Raw genomic sequence first — 17489 nt, 5'->3', positions numbered from 1 at the left:
CCCTACTCCCCAAAGTTTTGACTAACCACAGAAACCTTCTTGCGGTTTCTGTCTTTATGCTCAAACTTCACAACGCCATCTATGAGCGCGTATAAGGTATGGTCTTTCCCCATGCCCACATTATTACCCGGATGCATTTTAGTGCCTCTTTGGCGCACGATAATATTCCCTGCTCTCACAAATTCTGAGCCGAATTTTTTCACGCCTAAGCGTCTTCCTGCAGAATCTCTGTTATTCTGCGTGCTCCCTTGACCTTTCTTGTGTGCCATTGTCTAATGCTCCTTTATGCTACAATTTTAGTGATTCTAACACGAGTGAAATCTCTTCTAAAACCACGCTTGGTTTTGCTGTCTTTTCGGCGGCGTTTTTTGAAAGTGATGACTTTTTTGCCACGCCCTTCATTGATCACTTCCGCTTCAATTTTAGCCCCATTCACAAAGGGTTTCCCGCAAGAGAGTTTGCCTTCTTTGGACACGGCTAACACTTCCACTAATTCCACTAAAGCCTTAGGCTCTTTATCCATTTTATCCAATAAAACAATATCGCCTTCAACGACTTTATATTGCTTACCGCCATGCTTAAATATTGCGTATGACATTTCTATTCCTTAAAAATTGAACGCTCTTTTTAAAATAAACGCTTATTATAGTGAGTATTTGCTAAAATTTAACTTTAAATTTAGATTAAATTCATATTAAAAGAATTTTTTTACTCAAAACAACCCCATTTAACCCGCCATTATTACCCCGCATCATTGCTCCACTCAAACCACTCACAATTGTTATTAACTTGTTTTGGAATACTTTTAGCTTGTTTGTTAAAAAACCAATAAGGATTTGATCATGCGCGTTACCTTTGGCTCAAAATACAACCAAATGAATAACTATCAAAACGCTTTACAAAATAAAATCAACGACGCTAACACGCAGATCGCTTCAGGGCTAAAAATCCGTTATGGCTATCAAAACAGCGACATTAACAACCAGAATTTAAAATTCCAATACGAAGAAAACACCTTAGATCAAGGCATTGATGTGGCTCAAAACGCTTACACTTCAACGCTCAATACCGACAAAGCCTTGCAAGAATTTTCTAAAACGATGGAGACTTTTAAAACCAAGCTCATCCAATCCGCTAACGATGTGCATTCAGAAACTTCTCGCGTCGCTATCGCTAACGATTTGGAACGCTTGAGGGAGCATATGATGAATGTTGCTAACACCTCTATAGGGGGGGAATTTTTATTTGGGGGCAGTAAGGTGGATAGACCCCCCATTGATAGCGAGGGGAAATACCATGGCAATGGCGAAGATTTAAACGCACTCATCAGCTCTGATAACCTTGTGCCTTATAATATCAGTGGGCAAGATTTGTTTTTAGGCGCGGATAAAGACAAGCACAAACTCATCACCACCAACATTAAATTACTCAATCAAAACAAGCTCCACCCTGATGTGATGGACGCTTTAGAGCATTCTTCATTGCCTGAAGAAGTTTTTATTAAACCCGGTGATACCTTGCGAGAACTCATCGGCGATAACGATAAAGACCCCACCAATGACCCTAAAGAGTTTTTTTATTTGCAAGGCATTAGGCCTGATGGCTCCAGTTTTAAAGAAAAATTCGCGCTGGATAAAGCCTACCAGAACAAAGAAAGCGCGACTAAAGTGAGCGATTTGCTGGATAAAATCGGTCATGCTTACGGGAACACTTCGCAAAATAAAGTCGTGGATGTGAGTTTGAATAATTGGGGGCAAATTGAGATCAAAAACCTAACGCCTGGCAGTGAAAATTTGGATTTTCATTTGATTTCTAGCGATGGGGATTTTGACGATTTAGACGCCTTGCGTTCAAGCGCTAAAAGGGTTACTGAATATGTCAAAAGCGCGTTTGTAACGGATAGGAGCTTGAGCCAGGTTAAAGCGGTGCCCAACATGTATAACCCTAGGGTGCTTGAAATCCCTAGCGTGTTTGTAACTAAAGACAATGTTTTAGCCAACAAAAACACTAAATTGAGCGAGATTTTTGGCGATAGCGTGGAAACTTTAAAAATCAATGCCAGGGACGATACGAGCGCTATTAAAATCCCAAACCTCCCTGTTTATTTGGATATTCCCATTCTTTTAAATGTGAAAAATTCTACGATTAAAGATTTGAAAGACGCGATTAAAGAACGCTTTAATAATGAAGTGGATGTGGAAATTGAAACAAACGGGCGTTTGAGGATTATTGACAATTCTTCTAACCAATCGCCTATTTCTTTTGCTTTAAGCGCCCTAGATCAAAAAGGGCTAGAAGTGGCCGGCATTCCTACTAATAATGCGAGCGAATACCAAAAAACCTATTTCAATAAAGAAGGGGCAAAATTAGAAAGCAATGTGGCTCAAATCGCTCAAAATGGCGCGGCTAATGGCTCTACTAAACTGAGTGAAGTCGCTAATGGGAGTTTAGAAAATAGCGTTTTTAACATGAAATTAAACGATGTGAATGGTTCGTTTTTAGAAGCGCAAATGATCTTGGATAATAATGGGGCTTTTTTAAGTTTGCCTAATGGCATTAAAATCCCGCTTTATGACCCCACAAGCGCTGATATTCAAGCTTCTAAACCCAATGAAGTAACTTACAGGCAACTTATGGATGCGATGAGTATCGCGCTCAATTACAGCAATACTGACCCCGCCATCTACCAACAAATCAGCGATAACCCCACTTCAAAAGAAAGCAAGGAGCGCTTTATTGAATTGTTAAAACAAGCTAAAGACAACCTTTCTGTTAATTTGAATGAAGAAGGAAAAGTCATTATCCAAGATAACATGCACTCAAACACCAAAATGCAGTTCATGCTTTTTGATAAAGACGCGAATGATTTTTCTCAAAACGCCTTGCACAGCGACAAACCAAGCCTTAAATTAAACGCTAATAACGCTTTAATTATTGACAAGCCCAGCGTGAATTTTTTTGATCAATTAGAAAATACCATCACTTCGGTAAGAAAAGGGATTTATCGCCCGGACGCTTTAGGGGATACTTATTCTAGCGACATGCGTAATTTAGGCATTCAAAACGGCATCACCCTTATAGATCACTTGAGCGATCACATAGAAAAAATGATCGCTAAAAACGGCGCTCATGGTAAGACGTTTGAAAACATTATCAGGCGTAATGAAGTTTTAAAAACGCAAGTTCAAAGCATTCGCGGGGAAACAACCGGCACGGACATGGCAGAAACTTACAATAAATTTTCCAATCTCACTAACAACTATAACGCCGTTCTGGCTTCCACGAACAAAATCAATAATCTGTCTTTAACGAAATATTTGTAGTCTTTTGGTGGTTTTTAAGCGTTCTAAAAAGAGATATTAAAATTGCTTTTAAGCTTCTAAAGCCCCCTCCTTTTGCCCTTTATTTCGTGGGCAAATCGCCTACAGGACAAGCGGCCACACCCACGCTTGGGCGAGTGAATTTTTCTACATTTTCTTGAGCTTTTTTGGGGTCATTCACCCAAGTTTTATAGAACTCAAAAGGGCATTCCGCCACACCCTTATCCCCATCGCCACTAGCAAAAACCCCACTATAACCTCTGTGTAAGAGTTTGAAGAGTTGGTTTTGGCTTTGGTCGTATTTCCTCGCATCACGGATTTGTTGCACAGAAAGTTGAGCGTATTGAAGACCATTTTCTTCTTCCCCGCATTCGCCCAAAGTATGCCCGTCAAAACCAATAATGCTAGAATGCCCGAAATAGGAATACACCCCATCAAAGCCGGTCGCATTCGCTACCGCTACATAACATTGATTAGCCCACGCCATAGCTTTCACGATCGCAATTTGTTGCTCTTTAGCCGGATACATGTAACCTTGACAGCGCACAATGAGTTCTGCCCCACGCATCGCGCAATCGCGCCAAATTTCAGGATAGTTACCATCATCGCAAATAATCAAAGAAACTTTCAAGCCCTTAGGCCCATCAACCACATAAGTTTTATCCCCAGGATACCAGCATTCAATAGGGCACCAAGGCAAGATTTTGCGGTATTTTTGCACGATCTCACCCTTATCATTGACAAGAATCAAAGTATTATAGGGATTCTTTTCAGCTTGCTCGTGTTTTTCCCCCGTCAAAGAGAACACTCCCCAAACCTTGTTTTTCTTACAAGCCTCAGCAAGGATTGCGGTTTCTTCTCCAGGAACGCTTGCGGCTGTGTCAAACATTTCTTGTCTGTCATACATAATCCCATGCGTGCTGTATTCAGGGAAAATAATCAGATCCAACCCGGGCAGACCTTGTTTGACCCCACCAATCACCTTGGCGATATTGCGACAATTTTCCAACACCTCATTCTTAGTGTGGAGTCTAGGCATCTTATAATTAACTACCGCTACACCCACAGTATCTGGGCTGCTACTAATATCTCCATGTCTCATGTTATACTCCTTGTTCTTTAATGAGAGTTCCTACAAACCCTCTATTTGAATTTATAAAATAGTTGTGTAAATGGATCTATAATGAACATGAAAACTTTAATCATTATGATTACTGGGGGCGAGTTTTAACTTTTTTGCTCTATTTAGTAGCCTATTTCTAAAAAATGAGGTTTTAGCCGCTCTATTTTATGGTTATTTGATTTTCACTTCCACTAAGCCATATAAAGCATTGATGCAATAGATTTTAGACGCTCTTTGCAAGTCTTGCAATTTTAAAGGGGCATGCTCAACAAGACCCTTTTTTAACAATCCCATCACACCCGTCCCGTTTAACGCGCCCGCGCTAAAATAAGGGGTTAAAAGCCTGTTATGGATTTCTAAAATGAGATTACTCCTAGCGCCTTCAGTGAGTTCTAGATCCTGGTTATAAAAGATTTCATCAAAAATAACGCCTTGTTTAATGAGCGCTCGGGCGTTTTGATAAAAAGGGGCATAGGTGGTCTTATGGTATAAAAAATCATTGCGTTTATCAATGGGGGCTTCACTCAAACGAATTTCTAGGCTTTTTAAAGGCTCTAAGGCTTTGTATTCTTTAATGAGCTTGCCCTTTTTATTGAGTAAAACCCTTAAAACCCCTTCTTTTTCTAATTCAAAGTCTAAAAGATTTTCATCATGTTTGAAATTGAAATATTGGGCGCTATTCATTAAGCGTTCTTCATGGGCGTTTTTATTGTTAATCTCTAATTTTTGATCCTTTTTGATAATTTTCATCGTTTCTACAATCTCAAATTCTATTTTGGGCATCACAAAAAAGGATTTTAAAAAGCTCTCTTCATATTCTTTGGGCGCTTTACTTTTATAAGTTACCCCACTCCCTACCCCTAAATGCAAAAAATCTTCGCGCGCTCTTTTTTCTAAAGTGCGGATAGGCACGCTAAAAAGGGCTTTTTTTTCTTCAACCATGCCTATCGCTCCGCAATACACCCCCCTAGGGCGTTTTTCTAAACTTTCAATGATTTGCATGGTTTTTATTTTAGGGCATCCGGTCACAGATCCGCAAGGGAACAACGCCTTAAAAATCTCAAACAAGCTGGTTTTTAGGGGCAATTTCGCTTCAATCTCGCTTATCATTTGATACACGCTAGGCAAGCTGATGATTTCAAACAATTGATTGACTTTCACGCTATTTTTTAAGGCCAAGCGGCTCAAATCGTTACGCAGTAAATCCACAATCATCACATTTTCACTTCTATTTTTGTCATCATTTTGCAAAAACAATCGGTTTTTTTCATCTATTAAGGGGTTATTTGAGCGAGCGATCGTGCCTTTCATGGGTTTTGTAACAATCTTAATCGCTGTGTCTAAAAACTCTAATTCAAAAAACAATTCCGGCGAAAAACTTAAAACGCTCCCAAACTCATTTTCTATAAAAGCCTTAAAGGGCGTGTTTTGGTTGTGTATCACCTCCTTAAAAACGCGCTTCAGTTTGGCTTTAGTGTCTAAAAATAAATCCATCGTGAGATTCACTTGATAGGTATCGCCGTTTTTGAGATATTCTTTAACGGCTTTGAACTGCTTGAAATAAGTTTTTTGATCTAAAGAGCTGTGGATTTTGGGGTAAAACGCATGCTCTTTTAAAGGCTCTAAAGAATATTTTTTTCTTTCTAAAAATTGTTCAAAATATAAAAAAGGGGTTTGACTTTGAAAATTTTCATCTAAAAACGCTAAGCGCGCTTCGTATAAAAGATACCCCACAAAATACCCATTCCCCCTATTTTGAGAGATGAAATCCAGGGCGTTTTTCAGCTCATGAAGATTGGTGGCGGTGAGTTTTTTAATCCTTTTTTGATATTTAAAATCCCCAAAAATCATTTAATTTTTAGCAACAGCTTCGTATTTGTCTATCAAAAACACCGGGTTATAGCTCATTTTAGACCTTCTCAAACCCTCTAACCCTAGATCTTCTTCTCTGTTAGCGTAAGTCAAATGGCTAAATTCATTCAAAAGCAATTGCTGGTTGATGATTTGATACGCGCCTGCAATATCCATGCGGGCTTTTTCAATGTGAATGAGCGCGGTTTCTTCGTTTAAAACTTCTCCAAAACTAAACGAGACTATTTCTCCATTAACCCTAACTAGCCCCCCTTTCACATCCAAGCTCTCATAATTTTCCAACACGCTTTGAATGCCCTTATTCTCATTGATTAGCCCTATATCATCGGTCTGGCTTTCTAAAAACCACTCTTTGGAGGCTTCTAAAACTTCCTTTCTGTTTTGAGAAGAAATTTTTTCATAAACAAAATTCGCGCAATTAGTTAAAAACTGGTTTAAGTGGTTTTTTTTCTTATGGTATTTTTTCCCTTTTAAAGCGATCAATTCTTCAATAGAATAAATATAATCGCTCCTGTCTCTGTTGTAAGTGAAATCAAACACCCCTACAAAATTGTCTTTCAAATCGTCTTTTTGCTCTAAAGTCAAGGAGTGGAATCGTAAATTTTTTTCTCGCTTCAAAAGCTCTTTTACGCATTCAAGCGCATTCTTACCGATAGGATAGAAATAAAAGGGTTTTTGATTGTCATAAGTGGTTTGAATCACCAAACAATCCCTAATCACCGCCACTTGAATGAGCCTTGCGTGCTGCCATAAAAAACAATTGGTAAAACTCACATCCGATAAAACGATTTTTTGAGCGTTTAAAAACCTTGAAAACAAGTCCTTATGCGCTAGGGTGATTTTTTCAAACATGGCAACTCTCTTTTATTTTTTTAGCTCTTTTAGGGCGTTTTCTTGAAATTTTCTAGAAATCTTAAAAATCTCTGCATAAAAACCCGTAAGAATTTCTCCATTCAAATGCTTGAAATCCCTTTGGCTGAGTCGTTTTAAAATTTCTTGCTCTCTTTTAGGGCAATAAATGGGGTTTTCTTGTTTGATGAGAGCGATTTTTAAAGCGATTTCTAAGCGTTTGTCTAAAAGATCGCTTAATTCATTATCCAACACATCAATTTCAGCCCTTAAATTTTCTAAAAGACTATCCAAATTCTTTTGCATCTGGTCAAACCCCTTTTAAGCCTTCTTCTTCTAAGCGCCATAAATCCTCTAAAGCCTCTCTTTTTCTTATCACCCTGATTTGGTGATCTTCTAGGGCTAATTCTAAGAGTTTGGGGCGCGAATTGTATTGGCTGGCCATGCTAGAGCCATAAGCCCCAACCTTTTCTATGACCAATTTATCGCCTGGCTCTAATTCTGGCAAATTCACACCTTTTAAAAAAGTGTCGCTGCTCTCACACACAGGCCCTACCACATCGCAAGGCGAGATCTTACGCCCCTTAGAGGGCGTTATAACCCTTATGGCATGCTTAGCATGATACAAACTGGGGCGTAAAAAATCATTCATGCCTGCATCCACAATCACAAAGCGCTTGTTTTGAGCCTTTTTTTCATACAAAACCTGCGTGATCAATTCCCCACTCTCAGCCACGATGGATCGACCCGGCTCACAAATGATCGTCAAATCCAAGCCTTGAAGCGCGTTTAAAATCCTTTGCGCGTAATCATAAAGCTTGATAGTCTCTTCATTTTCATAGCTCACGCCAATCCCTCCGCCCACATCAAAAAAACGCAAATCTATCCCTAGCGCTATCAAAGATTTAGCGATTTTAGCCACCTTTTGGCTCGCTTCTACAATCGGCTCTAAATCTAAAAGCTGTGAGCCGATATGAAAATGCACGCTAATAGGCTCTAAAAACGCGCTTTTTTTAGCCCAAAGAAACATTTCTAAAGCTTCTTTTTCTCCCACGCCAAACTTGTTTTCTTTCAAACCGGTAGAAATATAGGGGTGCGTTTTAGCGTCAATGTTAGGGTTGATCCTAATAGAGATCCTAGCCTTTATCCCTAAAGATTGGGCGATTTTTTCAATCGTTTGCAATTCCATAAAACTTTCTACATTCAAAAATAAAATGTTGAGTTTTAGGGCTTGCTCTATTTCAAATTCGCTCTTACCCACCCCACTAAACACAATCCTATAAGGTTTGATCCCAGCTTTTAAAGCCCTATATATCTCGCCTATGGAAACGCAATCTGCCCCGCTCTCTAAATGGGCTAATAAAGAGAGAATACTCAAATTGGAATTCGCCTTTAAAGCGTAACAAATCAAAGACTTACGCCCCTTAAACGCTTCTTTATAATTCAAAAAAGCCTGTTTGATTTTGTCAAAATCATAGAGGTAAAAAGGGGTTTTGTGAGTTTGAAACAGCTCTTCATAATTAAACATAGAAAAACCTAACTATAAAATTTGAACGAAGCATTATAGCAAAAAAGCTAAAACGCCACTCGCATGCCCACATTCCCGGTTATATTAATGTCTTGGTATTGCAAGCCCATCTTAAGCCCCACCCCCGCATTCACATACACCAAACGCCACAAATGCATTTCGCCCCCTGTAATCACGCTCGCAAAAGTGTTAAAAACTTCCCCCTTGCGATACAATAAAGTGTTTTCGCCCACAAAACGCACCATATTGCCGCCTTTAGATTTGATCAAAAGATCCCTACCCAACCTCGCCGTTACAAAATAATAAGAATTTTTACCAAAATATTTACGGCTCTCCAACCCCATGTTGAGCGTTAAAACCGATTCGTTAGAGGGGTTTGAATGCATGAGAAATTGTTTGTAAGCGGCATCATTCATTTTGCCCTTCATCCCACTCAAGCCTATAAAATGATAGCTCAAGCCCACTTGAGGTTTTAACACCACGCTTTTTTGCTTGAACATGAAATCATAGCCGTAATTCCCATTCACGCTCGTTGTCCAGGTATTATAACTATAGCGTTGGTTCAACACAGAAAGCAAGGGATTAGAAGAATTGATATTGCTTGCATTGCCCTCATAAGTTTCATTCGCGCTCAAAGTGAATTCGTTTCTTTTTAAGAAAGCCCTCGCATACATCCCCACATCCACATTATTAGCCAAAGAATGCATGATATTCCCATTAAAACCGCTATACCCATAAGCCACATAACCCCCAAGGATCACATTTTTAACCAACCGATCATAGCCCACATTCAAGCCATAAAGCGTGCCATTGCCCCCAGAAATAAAGCTCGCTCCACCAATCCCTTGAACCCAAAGGTTATTTGGGTGTTTGTTGGGTTGTGAGTATTTGGCAAAAACTTCGCTAGGGTTAGGATCGCTAAAACGCTTGTTTTTAAGCTCTAACAAGCGTTCAGAAAAATCAGACTCTCCCTCTCTAGCCCTAAAATCAGAGAGTTTTGTTAAACGGCTGGTTTGTTGGGTGTAACTCGCCAATTCTAAAAGGTTGGTAGCGTTATTCCTAAAATTAGGGTTAGAAATCAAGCTTGCGGTGTTTAAAAGATCTTTAGCCACGCCTAAGATTTCATTCAAAGAGTGGTTTTTTAAATAAATCGGCGCAAAAAGCGGGTTTTCTTTAGTCTCCATCATCAATGTTGAAAGCCACTTGATAGCGTTATTCCCCCCAACAGCTTCAATTTGATTTAGCGCGCTTTGCCCTTGAATGCCCACAATGTAATCTTGTAAAGTAGGGGGGGTAAAATCCATCACTTTATCGCCGTAAGACATTTTAATCTGGTTATGAAGGACAGAAAGGCTTAAAATGTTGTTTTGATGGGCGTTGTTTGAGTTAGGCAACGCTACGCTCAATAATAACCCCTTATCTTGCAACAAAACCCGTTGGCCCAAATAAGTCAATACGCCGTTTTTTTCCTCTATGCGGTTCCCGTTGATATTGATTAAGGTATAGAGATTCAAATACGATTGCAAGCTGTTGGGGTTGATATTGTAATCAATGTAACGGCTGCTTTTCAATAAAGTGTAAGTCGTGTTATTCGCCATGCTGTTATTGACATTCATAAAAGGCGTTTGGGTGGTGTTGAGATTAATGATCCCTTCTGCTTGAATGAGCGGCGTTGGCGTTTGAATATTTTCTAAATTAAAATGGATCGCTCCAAAATTATTCAAAGCCCCCCCCACTTCTAACCCATAAATCCCAGTGCTTAAAGAAGCGTTTGAAGCGATCGTTAAATTTTGAAGCACCTCTATTTTGCGCGTGGCGTTGTTGTTAAACGCCCCTTGAATGTTTAAATTATTGGCCATAAAGCTGGCGTTTTTTTCTAACACCGCTTGATTGGAAATAATAAGGTTGTTGGCTTGGAATTGAGCGTTGTTGTAAAGATACAGGTTTTTAATGTTTGCAGAGCCTTTAATCTTTGAAAAATCCACCACCCCGTTAGCGTAAATATTGCCTGAAAAATTGAAATCATTCGCCGTAACCATCAAGCTTTCATCGTTATTGTTCAAGGCGATTTGCGCGTTATTTGACGCATTACTAGAAGAAGCGCCATTTGCACTTTGGGCGCTAAGCGCGCAAGGGTTTGCAATGTTAGCTGTAGTTGAATCGCTTTGTCCCGCACAACTAGCGTTGATGAACAGATTGCCTTGAGACACAGAAACATTATTATTAGCGGCGTTAATCTTGAGGCCGTTGCTAACATTAAGCGTAGTGATGTTAATGTTAGAAACTTGATTGGACAATAAATTGAGCGCTCCAGCGTGGTTAGTGAATGAAATATGATTGTTTCCGGCAAAAATGAGCGAATTTCCTGCGTTAAAACTAAGCGCGCCTCCATTGGCGTTAGAGAAAGTGGAATTTTGCACAAAAACATTGCCTTGCGCATTGAAATTAAAATCCCCTTTTTGCCACACTTGACTCAAGCCATAAGGAGCGAAAAGCCCTTTTTTACCAAGATTAGGCATCAAATCCCCCAAGCCTTGTTCATAAATAGGCCCTAAGCCTTTAGCCGCTAGGACTTTGTCTAAAACGCTTTTAATCTGCTGGTTTTGCAACAAGCTTTCTAAAGAATTGAGCGTGTCTTGGCCTAAAAATTCGCCAATCATTTGTTTGCTTAAAGCCGCTACATCGTTTTGTAAAGCGCTACTCGGTTTGACAATATCTTGCAACACCACGCTTATCACTTGCCCTATATCGTTAGCGGAAATAAAGCCGGTGATCTGATTGAACAACCCTTTTTTACTCAATAAATCATTGATTGACATGCTCCCTATAAGCTTTTCAGGGTTTTGCAAATCAATGCCCCCCAACCCGGCTAATCCCCCCACTAGCCCGGTCCAAAAGCCTAATTTTTGTCTGATCAAATCCTTAATCGCTACATTCAAACCGCTATCGTTCATGAGATTATCAAAGTTATTCTGCCCCAAAAGCTGGCTTAGGGTTTGATTTTTTTGTTCAGGCGTTAAATGCCCTCCAATCACGCTATTACTCCCTAGCATATCCGCTATCAAATTCCCTAATCCCCCGGCTTTGTTAATGGATTGCATCGCCACTTCGCCCAAAATATTAGCGAGCCCGGCTTGATTGAAAACCTTATTAATACCCTCTTGACCCAGCATGCTAAAAATCCCATCGGTTTGCGAGCTTACGATATTAGCCTGGTTGAGAACGAGCGAAGTTTGGCTGTTAAAAGTTACGCTAGCGCTCCCCCCAGTCCCCCATGCGTTCCCGCTCCCTAAAGTGCCGGTAAGATAAATTTCTTTAGCGTTAAAAGTCGTGTCAATATAGCCCAAATCAGCCGAGCTAGACTCTAGAAGCTGCCCCAAATAAGTGCCTCTAAATTTTTGGCACACAATATCGGTGTAATCGCAAGGCTTTTGATAGCCTAATCCCCCAAAAACAACCGCGCTATTGGCGTTTGTTTGCCCTATTTTAGCCGCTCCCACAATCAAAGTGCCGTTATTGAAATTTTGCACCACCGAATTATTTGCGTTATCAATCAACTCGTTAATGTTTTTCCAATCGTTAGGCGTGATGAGTTTGGTAAGCTGGTTTAGCGCATTAGAGTTTAAAGCGCTCAAACTTGAGAGCGAAAAATCATTCCCCAATATCTTTTTGATTTCAGGGTAGAGTTTGAGAGCCATTTGCCCTAACGCTTTGATATTGTTGAAATTATAGCCCTTGTTATAGACATGCAACGCGCTAATAGGGTTGCCTTGCGCGTTATAAGTTTGCGAGATGACAGAAGAATCAGAGGTTAGATTATTATTTTTTGTGGTGTTATTGCTACCGCTGGCTTGATAGGATTGGTTAGGGCTATAATAGCCTTTCACATTGCTCGTGAGATAAAACACGCCTTCTGCGTCATCACTATAAGAATACATGCCATTAGCGTTGTTATAAACTTTTTGGTAGTTAAAGACTTCAGAGCTAATGTTATAAAGCGTGTTTTTAATACCCGGGATTTGAGAGAGCGTAACGCTTAGTTGGTTGTCTTTAAAGCTCTCGGTGATTTTTAGGGCGTTATTGAGAGGGTTAGTGAAACTATAAGTCTGGTTAATAGCATCATAGACCCCATCATTGATGCGCATGCCAAAGAAGTTGATACGCTCATACCAATTATTGTTCATACCCGCTTGAATGATGTTATACACACGATTTTTATTATCGTTTAGATCGCTTAGTAAATCAATGTTAGCGATATTCAAACTCCCTTGATCGCTGAAAACAAGCTGGCTGTTTTTTAAATTCAGCACGCTGCTGTTGTCAGGGTTTAAGAGGTTGCCTCCCAAACTTAAGGACGCTTTAATGTCAAGGGCTTGATGGAAAGTAATGGGGCTTTGAGAAAAAGCGTTATCGTAGAAATTAAACGCCGTGTTAGAAGTGATAGCGCTAGAGCCTTGAAAATCTAAAGAAGAGTTATTGCTTAAATTAAACTGCCCTCCTAAAGAGATCGCTCCCTTAAACACGATAGAAGAATGATTCAAACTCGTAGTGATATTCGCTGAATTAAAATTGGTTGTCCCATTAAAATTAAGGCGTGAGCCATCATTCACAATCAAACTCGCATAATCGTTGATCGTGGCGTTATTGGAAACATTAATGACGCTTTGGTTGAGGTTGAGCGAGCTGGTGTCGTTCAAATTCAAACCGCCTTGAAGCTCTAGGGTTGAATGGTTGCTCGCATTGATAGAGGCGTTTTGAGAAAGATTGATCGCATTGGCTTTAATACTGCTTGTCCCCACTGAAACGCTTAAATTGGAATTGTCAAACGACACGCTTTTAGCTTGCATTTGGTACAAACCAGAGCTTAAATTCGTGCTGTTGGTGAAATTAATCGCATTGGAGGCATTGAATTTAAAAACAGATTGCGTTTGCCCCACATAGCCCCTAAAAGAGCTGTTAGAAAAATCCAGATTCAAAGCGTTGAAACTGAAATTAGGGTTGCCTCCATTTTGCGCGGTATCGTCTATAAAATAGGAGTTTTGAGCCTGAATGTTCACGCTCTTAGAGGTAAAATTCATAGACGAGCTTTGCGTGCCAGCGGCGCGGTTATACAAAGTCGCGTTCGTTAAAAGAATGCCTTGAAGCCCGTTAAAATTAAGGTTCGCGCCCCCACCGCTAGAAATGCGATTCCCGCTTTCAATGCTGCCGGTGATGTAAATCTTTTGCGCTTCATAATGCCCTGTAATAAAGCCTATGCATTGCAAATTCCAGCAATGCCCGCTCGCATCATTACTCCCTGCCCCCTTATTGTCCCCAAAGCGAATGATTGTATTGGATTGTGGTGCATCGCTTGCATTCGTCCATATGCTTTTAGCCCCAAAAACGATCGCGCTGTTTTGCCCAGTGAATGTTTGAGAAAATTCCGCCTTAGTGAATAAAGTTTTCCCGCTCGCATAAAAATCAATGCTCTTGTCGTAATAGTAAATGGTGTTGTTTGAATCCCCTAAATTATTGTTATAGCTATTAGGCATGTAGGTCATAAAACCGAGAGCGTTTTGATAATACAAATGATCCGATTTTTCCATATCCATATAATCAAACACCATGCCAACACCCAAACGCCGGATAGAAATGCTGTTTGGTGAAAAAATCTCTTGGAAATTATAGGTTTGGTTATTGAAAGAATACACCACATCATAAACGCCATTACCCACGCTAGAAACGAGTTTTTCACTACTTGCCCCATGCCCTTGGTAGTTGATGAGCTGCCATAGATTTTTACTAAAAGCGTTGTTGTATTCAATTTCTTTAGAAGAGCTTACAAGGGTGATAGGGTTGCCATTAGTAATAGCTTCACCAATATTAATAACAGAATGAGCGTTAAAAGTAATTGTCCCATCGCCAAAAGACAAAGGGGCGTTTAGATTTTTTAAAGTGATATTATTTAAAGCAACCTGCCCTTTCACGCTCATGTTCGTAGGGCTATTAAAAACCACATTATCAAAAGTTGCATTCCCTGAAATATTAACAGAGCCGGTATTATTGAAATTAGCGTTATTTTGAGAGCCATTATTAGAGTTCCCAAAAACAGCGTTCCCGGCGATTTGCAAATTTGAATTAGCGTTAGTGAAATCCCCCACAAACGAAGTGGTTGCGTTAGAATTATTGAAATTAAAAGAAGCGCTATTGTTAAAGTTAGCGTTATTAAACGAAGCGTTTTTTGCGCTAATCTCAAACGAACCGCTATTGAACTGGTTGTTATTTGAAAAATTCAAGCTATCGCCGCTGAATTGATAACTCCCTCCATTAAAGTTGGTGTTTTCAAAAACCGCTTTCCCTGCATTGAAAATGAATTTCCCGTCTTTGGCTTGATTAGTGAAAGTTGCACCATACACTGAAAGCGTGCCGTTAGGATTTAGACCATTCCAATTCTGCGAATTATCCATGCTTTGCGTGGAAAAAGTCATAGAGCTTGAATAAATCCCGGCGTTATGTTGCGTGATGGTAGCGTTAGCGATATTGACGCTATCTACCCCATTAAAGATTAGATTAGCTGCCCCACCCGTGCCTATACGATTGCCAGAACGCAGATTCGCTGTGATATACACATGATAAGCGCTATAAGCGCCATCAGTCGTGCCTGTGCATTGATAGTATGGCCAAGGCCCGCAATGCCCATTAAGAGCGCTCCCTGAAGTGTCCCCAAAAGACACCGTGTCGCTAGAAGAAACATTGTGATCAGTCCATGTTGAATTATACCCAATCACCAGATTACTACCACTTGCGCTAAAGGTTTGTTTGAACGAGTTGGTATAGCTCCCCCATATTTGAACGCTCGGCAAGTAATAAGTCCCGCTCTCTGTAAAATTTTGGGATTTAGGGATGTAAGATTTATGATCATACCAAGGCATGTTAGAATCAATATAATTTGAAGCGGATAAGTCAAATTTGGAGCCGCTAATAACAGGGGGTGGCGTGTAAGTCCCGCTCTCTAAAGCTTGAATAATAATGGAATTATGGCTAAAAGTTTCTTGCAGTTTGTAGATAATATCCCCTATTTTGTAGCCCACTTGATAGACTTTTGTAGGGTTTGTAGAGGATTTAGAGAGCGAAGAGTCAGCGACTTTAGAGGCCACAATGTTTGCGCTCAAAAGCTGTCCGGTAACCCCATTGTAAGTGATCATGTCCCACAAACCTTGAGCGAAATTTTGCGGATCTGAAGAGTTTTCGCTCGTTTTTAAGGCGTTTGTCAAGCTATTGAGCGCATGGTTTAAAAGATTATTATAAGTGATCCCACCGCTGGAATTTAAAATCGTTACGCTATTTTTATCCCCTAAACTTGTGAGGTTGAAAGTCGTGCCTTGAGTGAGGGTAACTTGAGAACTCCCAAAATCAAGGGTTGAGCCATTTTTCAAATCGTTCTTACCGCTTAGAGTAACGCTACCGGTAATGGTCATGTTGCTTGTATTAATAGAAGTGTTAAAAGTCGTGTTGTTAAAACTTACCTCCTTTTCTATGGTGATTTTACCGGTATTGTTAAAATTGGCGCCATTAAAGGAAGCGTTTTGCGCCGTCAATTGGTGGCTTGAATTGTTAAAGGCTTGCTGGAAATCCACAAAGCCCTTAAGAGTGGTAGCATTACCACTAAAAGAGCTGTTTTCAAACAAAATTTGGGGGTGCTGAGCGCTGTTAGTTTGATTGGTTTGGTTATTGAAAGTAAAAGTCCCCCCATTAAAGGAGCTGTTTTGGAAAGTGGCTTGATTATTAAAAGTGTATGTAGCGTTGTTGAAAGTCGCGCCATTAAAGGAACTTGCGCCTTTAAAATTAAAACTGCCGCTATTAAAGGCGGTATTATTGGTAGCGCTAAATCCTTTATTGAAAGTATAAGTCCCCCCATTCAATTTCGCCCCGCTAAAAGCGGCGTTCTCTTCAAAAGTGAAACTGCCGCTTGCATTGCTAAAAGCCGTATTAGTAGCGTTAGTTATCCCTTTAAAAGAATAGCTAGGCCCAGAAGTGGAGCAATTAGCCCCTACGCCAACCCTAGTTAAAGAACTGCAAGTATCCCCACTCAAAGAAACCGAACCGATAGTAATAACGCTGTTAGCATTGCCTATATTCACTTGCGAAGTTTTAAACGCGCTGATATTAGAATTGATATTGACCTGATTAGCGTTCAAGTTTAAAGTGGCTGTGCCGGTGTGCGTGCCAGCTCCAGATCCCACACGATTGCCCACTTCTAAAGCACCGTTTAAATTGATTGCGCCAACATTAAAGCTTACATCATCTTTGCCTTGATTATAACCTTGATACGAAGTGAAACTATTAGAACCGCTCAAATCTAAAACGACGCTATTGCCTAGATTGATCGTGAGATTGCCCCCAACATAATTGGTAAAACCGCTTAAACTATAAGTCCCCGTTTCATTCCCGCTACCCACAAAAATAGCTTGATAGTTTTGAGAAGATAAATAGTTAGCGGCATTTCCAGCATCATAGCCTTTATGATTTGCCCCCCACACATTCTTTAAACACCCTGCAAATTCCCACCATGCGCAATACTGACTGCCCTTAACCCAATGCACATACTCACCCCCCACTTTTGGGTTTAACAAATCCCACAGATTATTCGCATACACCCCACTAGCAAACCCACTGATTAGTAAAGGTGCAAGCCATAAAGGACGCTTTAAGATTGTTTTTTGATGCGATCGTTTTATACTTTTTGGTTTCTTTTTAAATTTTTTCATTAAATGCTACCTTCTCATTTCCTAGATAGTAACAAAAATAGTAACAAAAC

The 17489-nt window shown here is 40.1% G+C and carries 9 protein-coding genes; 1 reads left to right on the top strand and 8 read right to left on the bottom strand.

From position 1 onward, the window contains the following. Positions 1–2: 2 nt before the first annotated feature. Positions 3–269, bottom strand: coding sequence for a 50S ribosomal protein L27 (gene rpmA / locus HPSH112_RS01735; RefSeq protein ID WP_000940618.1), 267 nt, complete (start codon positions 267–269; stop codon positions 3–5). Between the two features lie 14 nt (positions 270–283). Beyond that, positions 284–598 (bottom strand): 50S ribosomal protein L21, encoded by a 315-nt coding sequence (gene rplU, locus HPSH112_RS01730; RefSeq protein WP_000119318.1) that lies wholly within the window; start codon positions 596–598, stop codon positions 284–286. Between the two features lie 244 nt (positions 599–842). On the opposite strand from rplU, the gene flgL reads away from it, so the two are divergent. After that, positions 843–3323, top strand: a complete 2481-nt coding sequence (gene flgL / locus HPSH112_RS01725; protein ID WP_001266679.1) for a flagellar hook-associated protein FlgL — start codon at positions 843–845, stop codon at positions 3321–3323. Positions 3324–3402: 79 nt separating this feature from the next. On the opposite strand, the gene HPSH112_RS01720 is transcribed toward flgL, so the two are convergent. The 6 genes from HPSH112_RS01720 to imaA all read right to left on the bottom strand — a co-directional run bounded on the left by HPSH112_RS01720 (position 3403) and on the right by imaA (position 17439). Further along, entirely contained in the window at positions 3403–4422 is a 1020-nt protein-coding gene (locus HPSH112_RS01720) for an aliphatic amidase (RefSeq protein WP_001215732.1), read from the bottom strand. Positions 4423–4614: 192 nt separating this feature from the next. Continuing rightward, the gene (locus HPSH112_RS01715; RefSeq protein ID WP_000575946.1) at positions 4615–6294 is read right to left on the bottom strand and encodes a bifunctional chorismate-binding protein/class IV aminotransferase; all 1680 of its coding nucleotides are present in this window, start codon (positions 6292–6294) and stop codon (positions 4615–4617) included. Continuing rightward, a complete protein-coding gene (locus HPSH112_RS01710) occupies positions 6295–7167 on the bottom strand; it encodes a DUF2156 domain-containing protein (protein ID WP_000461860.1) in 873 nt (290 codons plus the stop codon). A gap of 12 nt (positions 7168–7179) precedes the next feature. Next, complete coding sequence (locus HPSH112_RS01705) at positions 7180–7470, bottom strand: chorismate mutase (RefSeq protein WP_001171423.1); 291 nt, start codon at positions 7468–7470, stop codon at positions 7180–7182. A 4-nt stretch (positions 7471–7474) separates the two neighbouring features. Beyond that, positions 7475–8692, bottom strand: coding sequence for a diaminopimelate decarboxylase (gene lysA, locus HPSH112_RS01700; RefSeq protein WP_000483590.1), 1218 nt, complete (start codon positions 8690–8692; stop codon positions 7475–7477). Positions 8693–8739: 47 nt separating this feature from the next. Next, on the bottom strand, positions 8740–17439 hold the full coding sequence (gene imaA, locus HPSH112_RS01695; RefSeq protein WP_000713677.1) for an immunomodulatory autotransporter protein ImaA: 8700 nt from the start codon (positions 17437–17439) through the stop codon (positions 8740–8742). Between the last annotated feature and the right edge of the window lie 50 nt (positions 17440–17489).

The sequence above is a fragment of the Helicobacter pylori Shi112 genome, assembly GCF_000277405.1.
Lineage (GTDB): Bacteria > Campylobacterota > Campylobacteria > Campylobacterales > Helicobacteraceae > Helicobacter > Helicobacter pylori_C.
The sequence above is the reverse complement of the archived record's forward strand: the minus strand, read 5'-3'. Positions and strand labels throughout refer to the sequence as shown.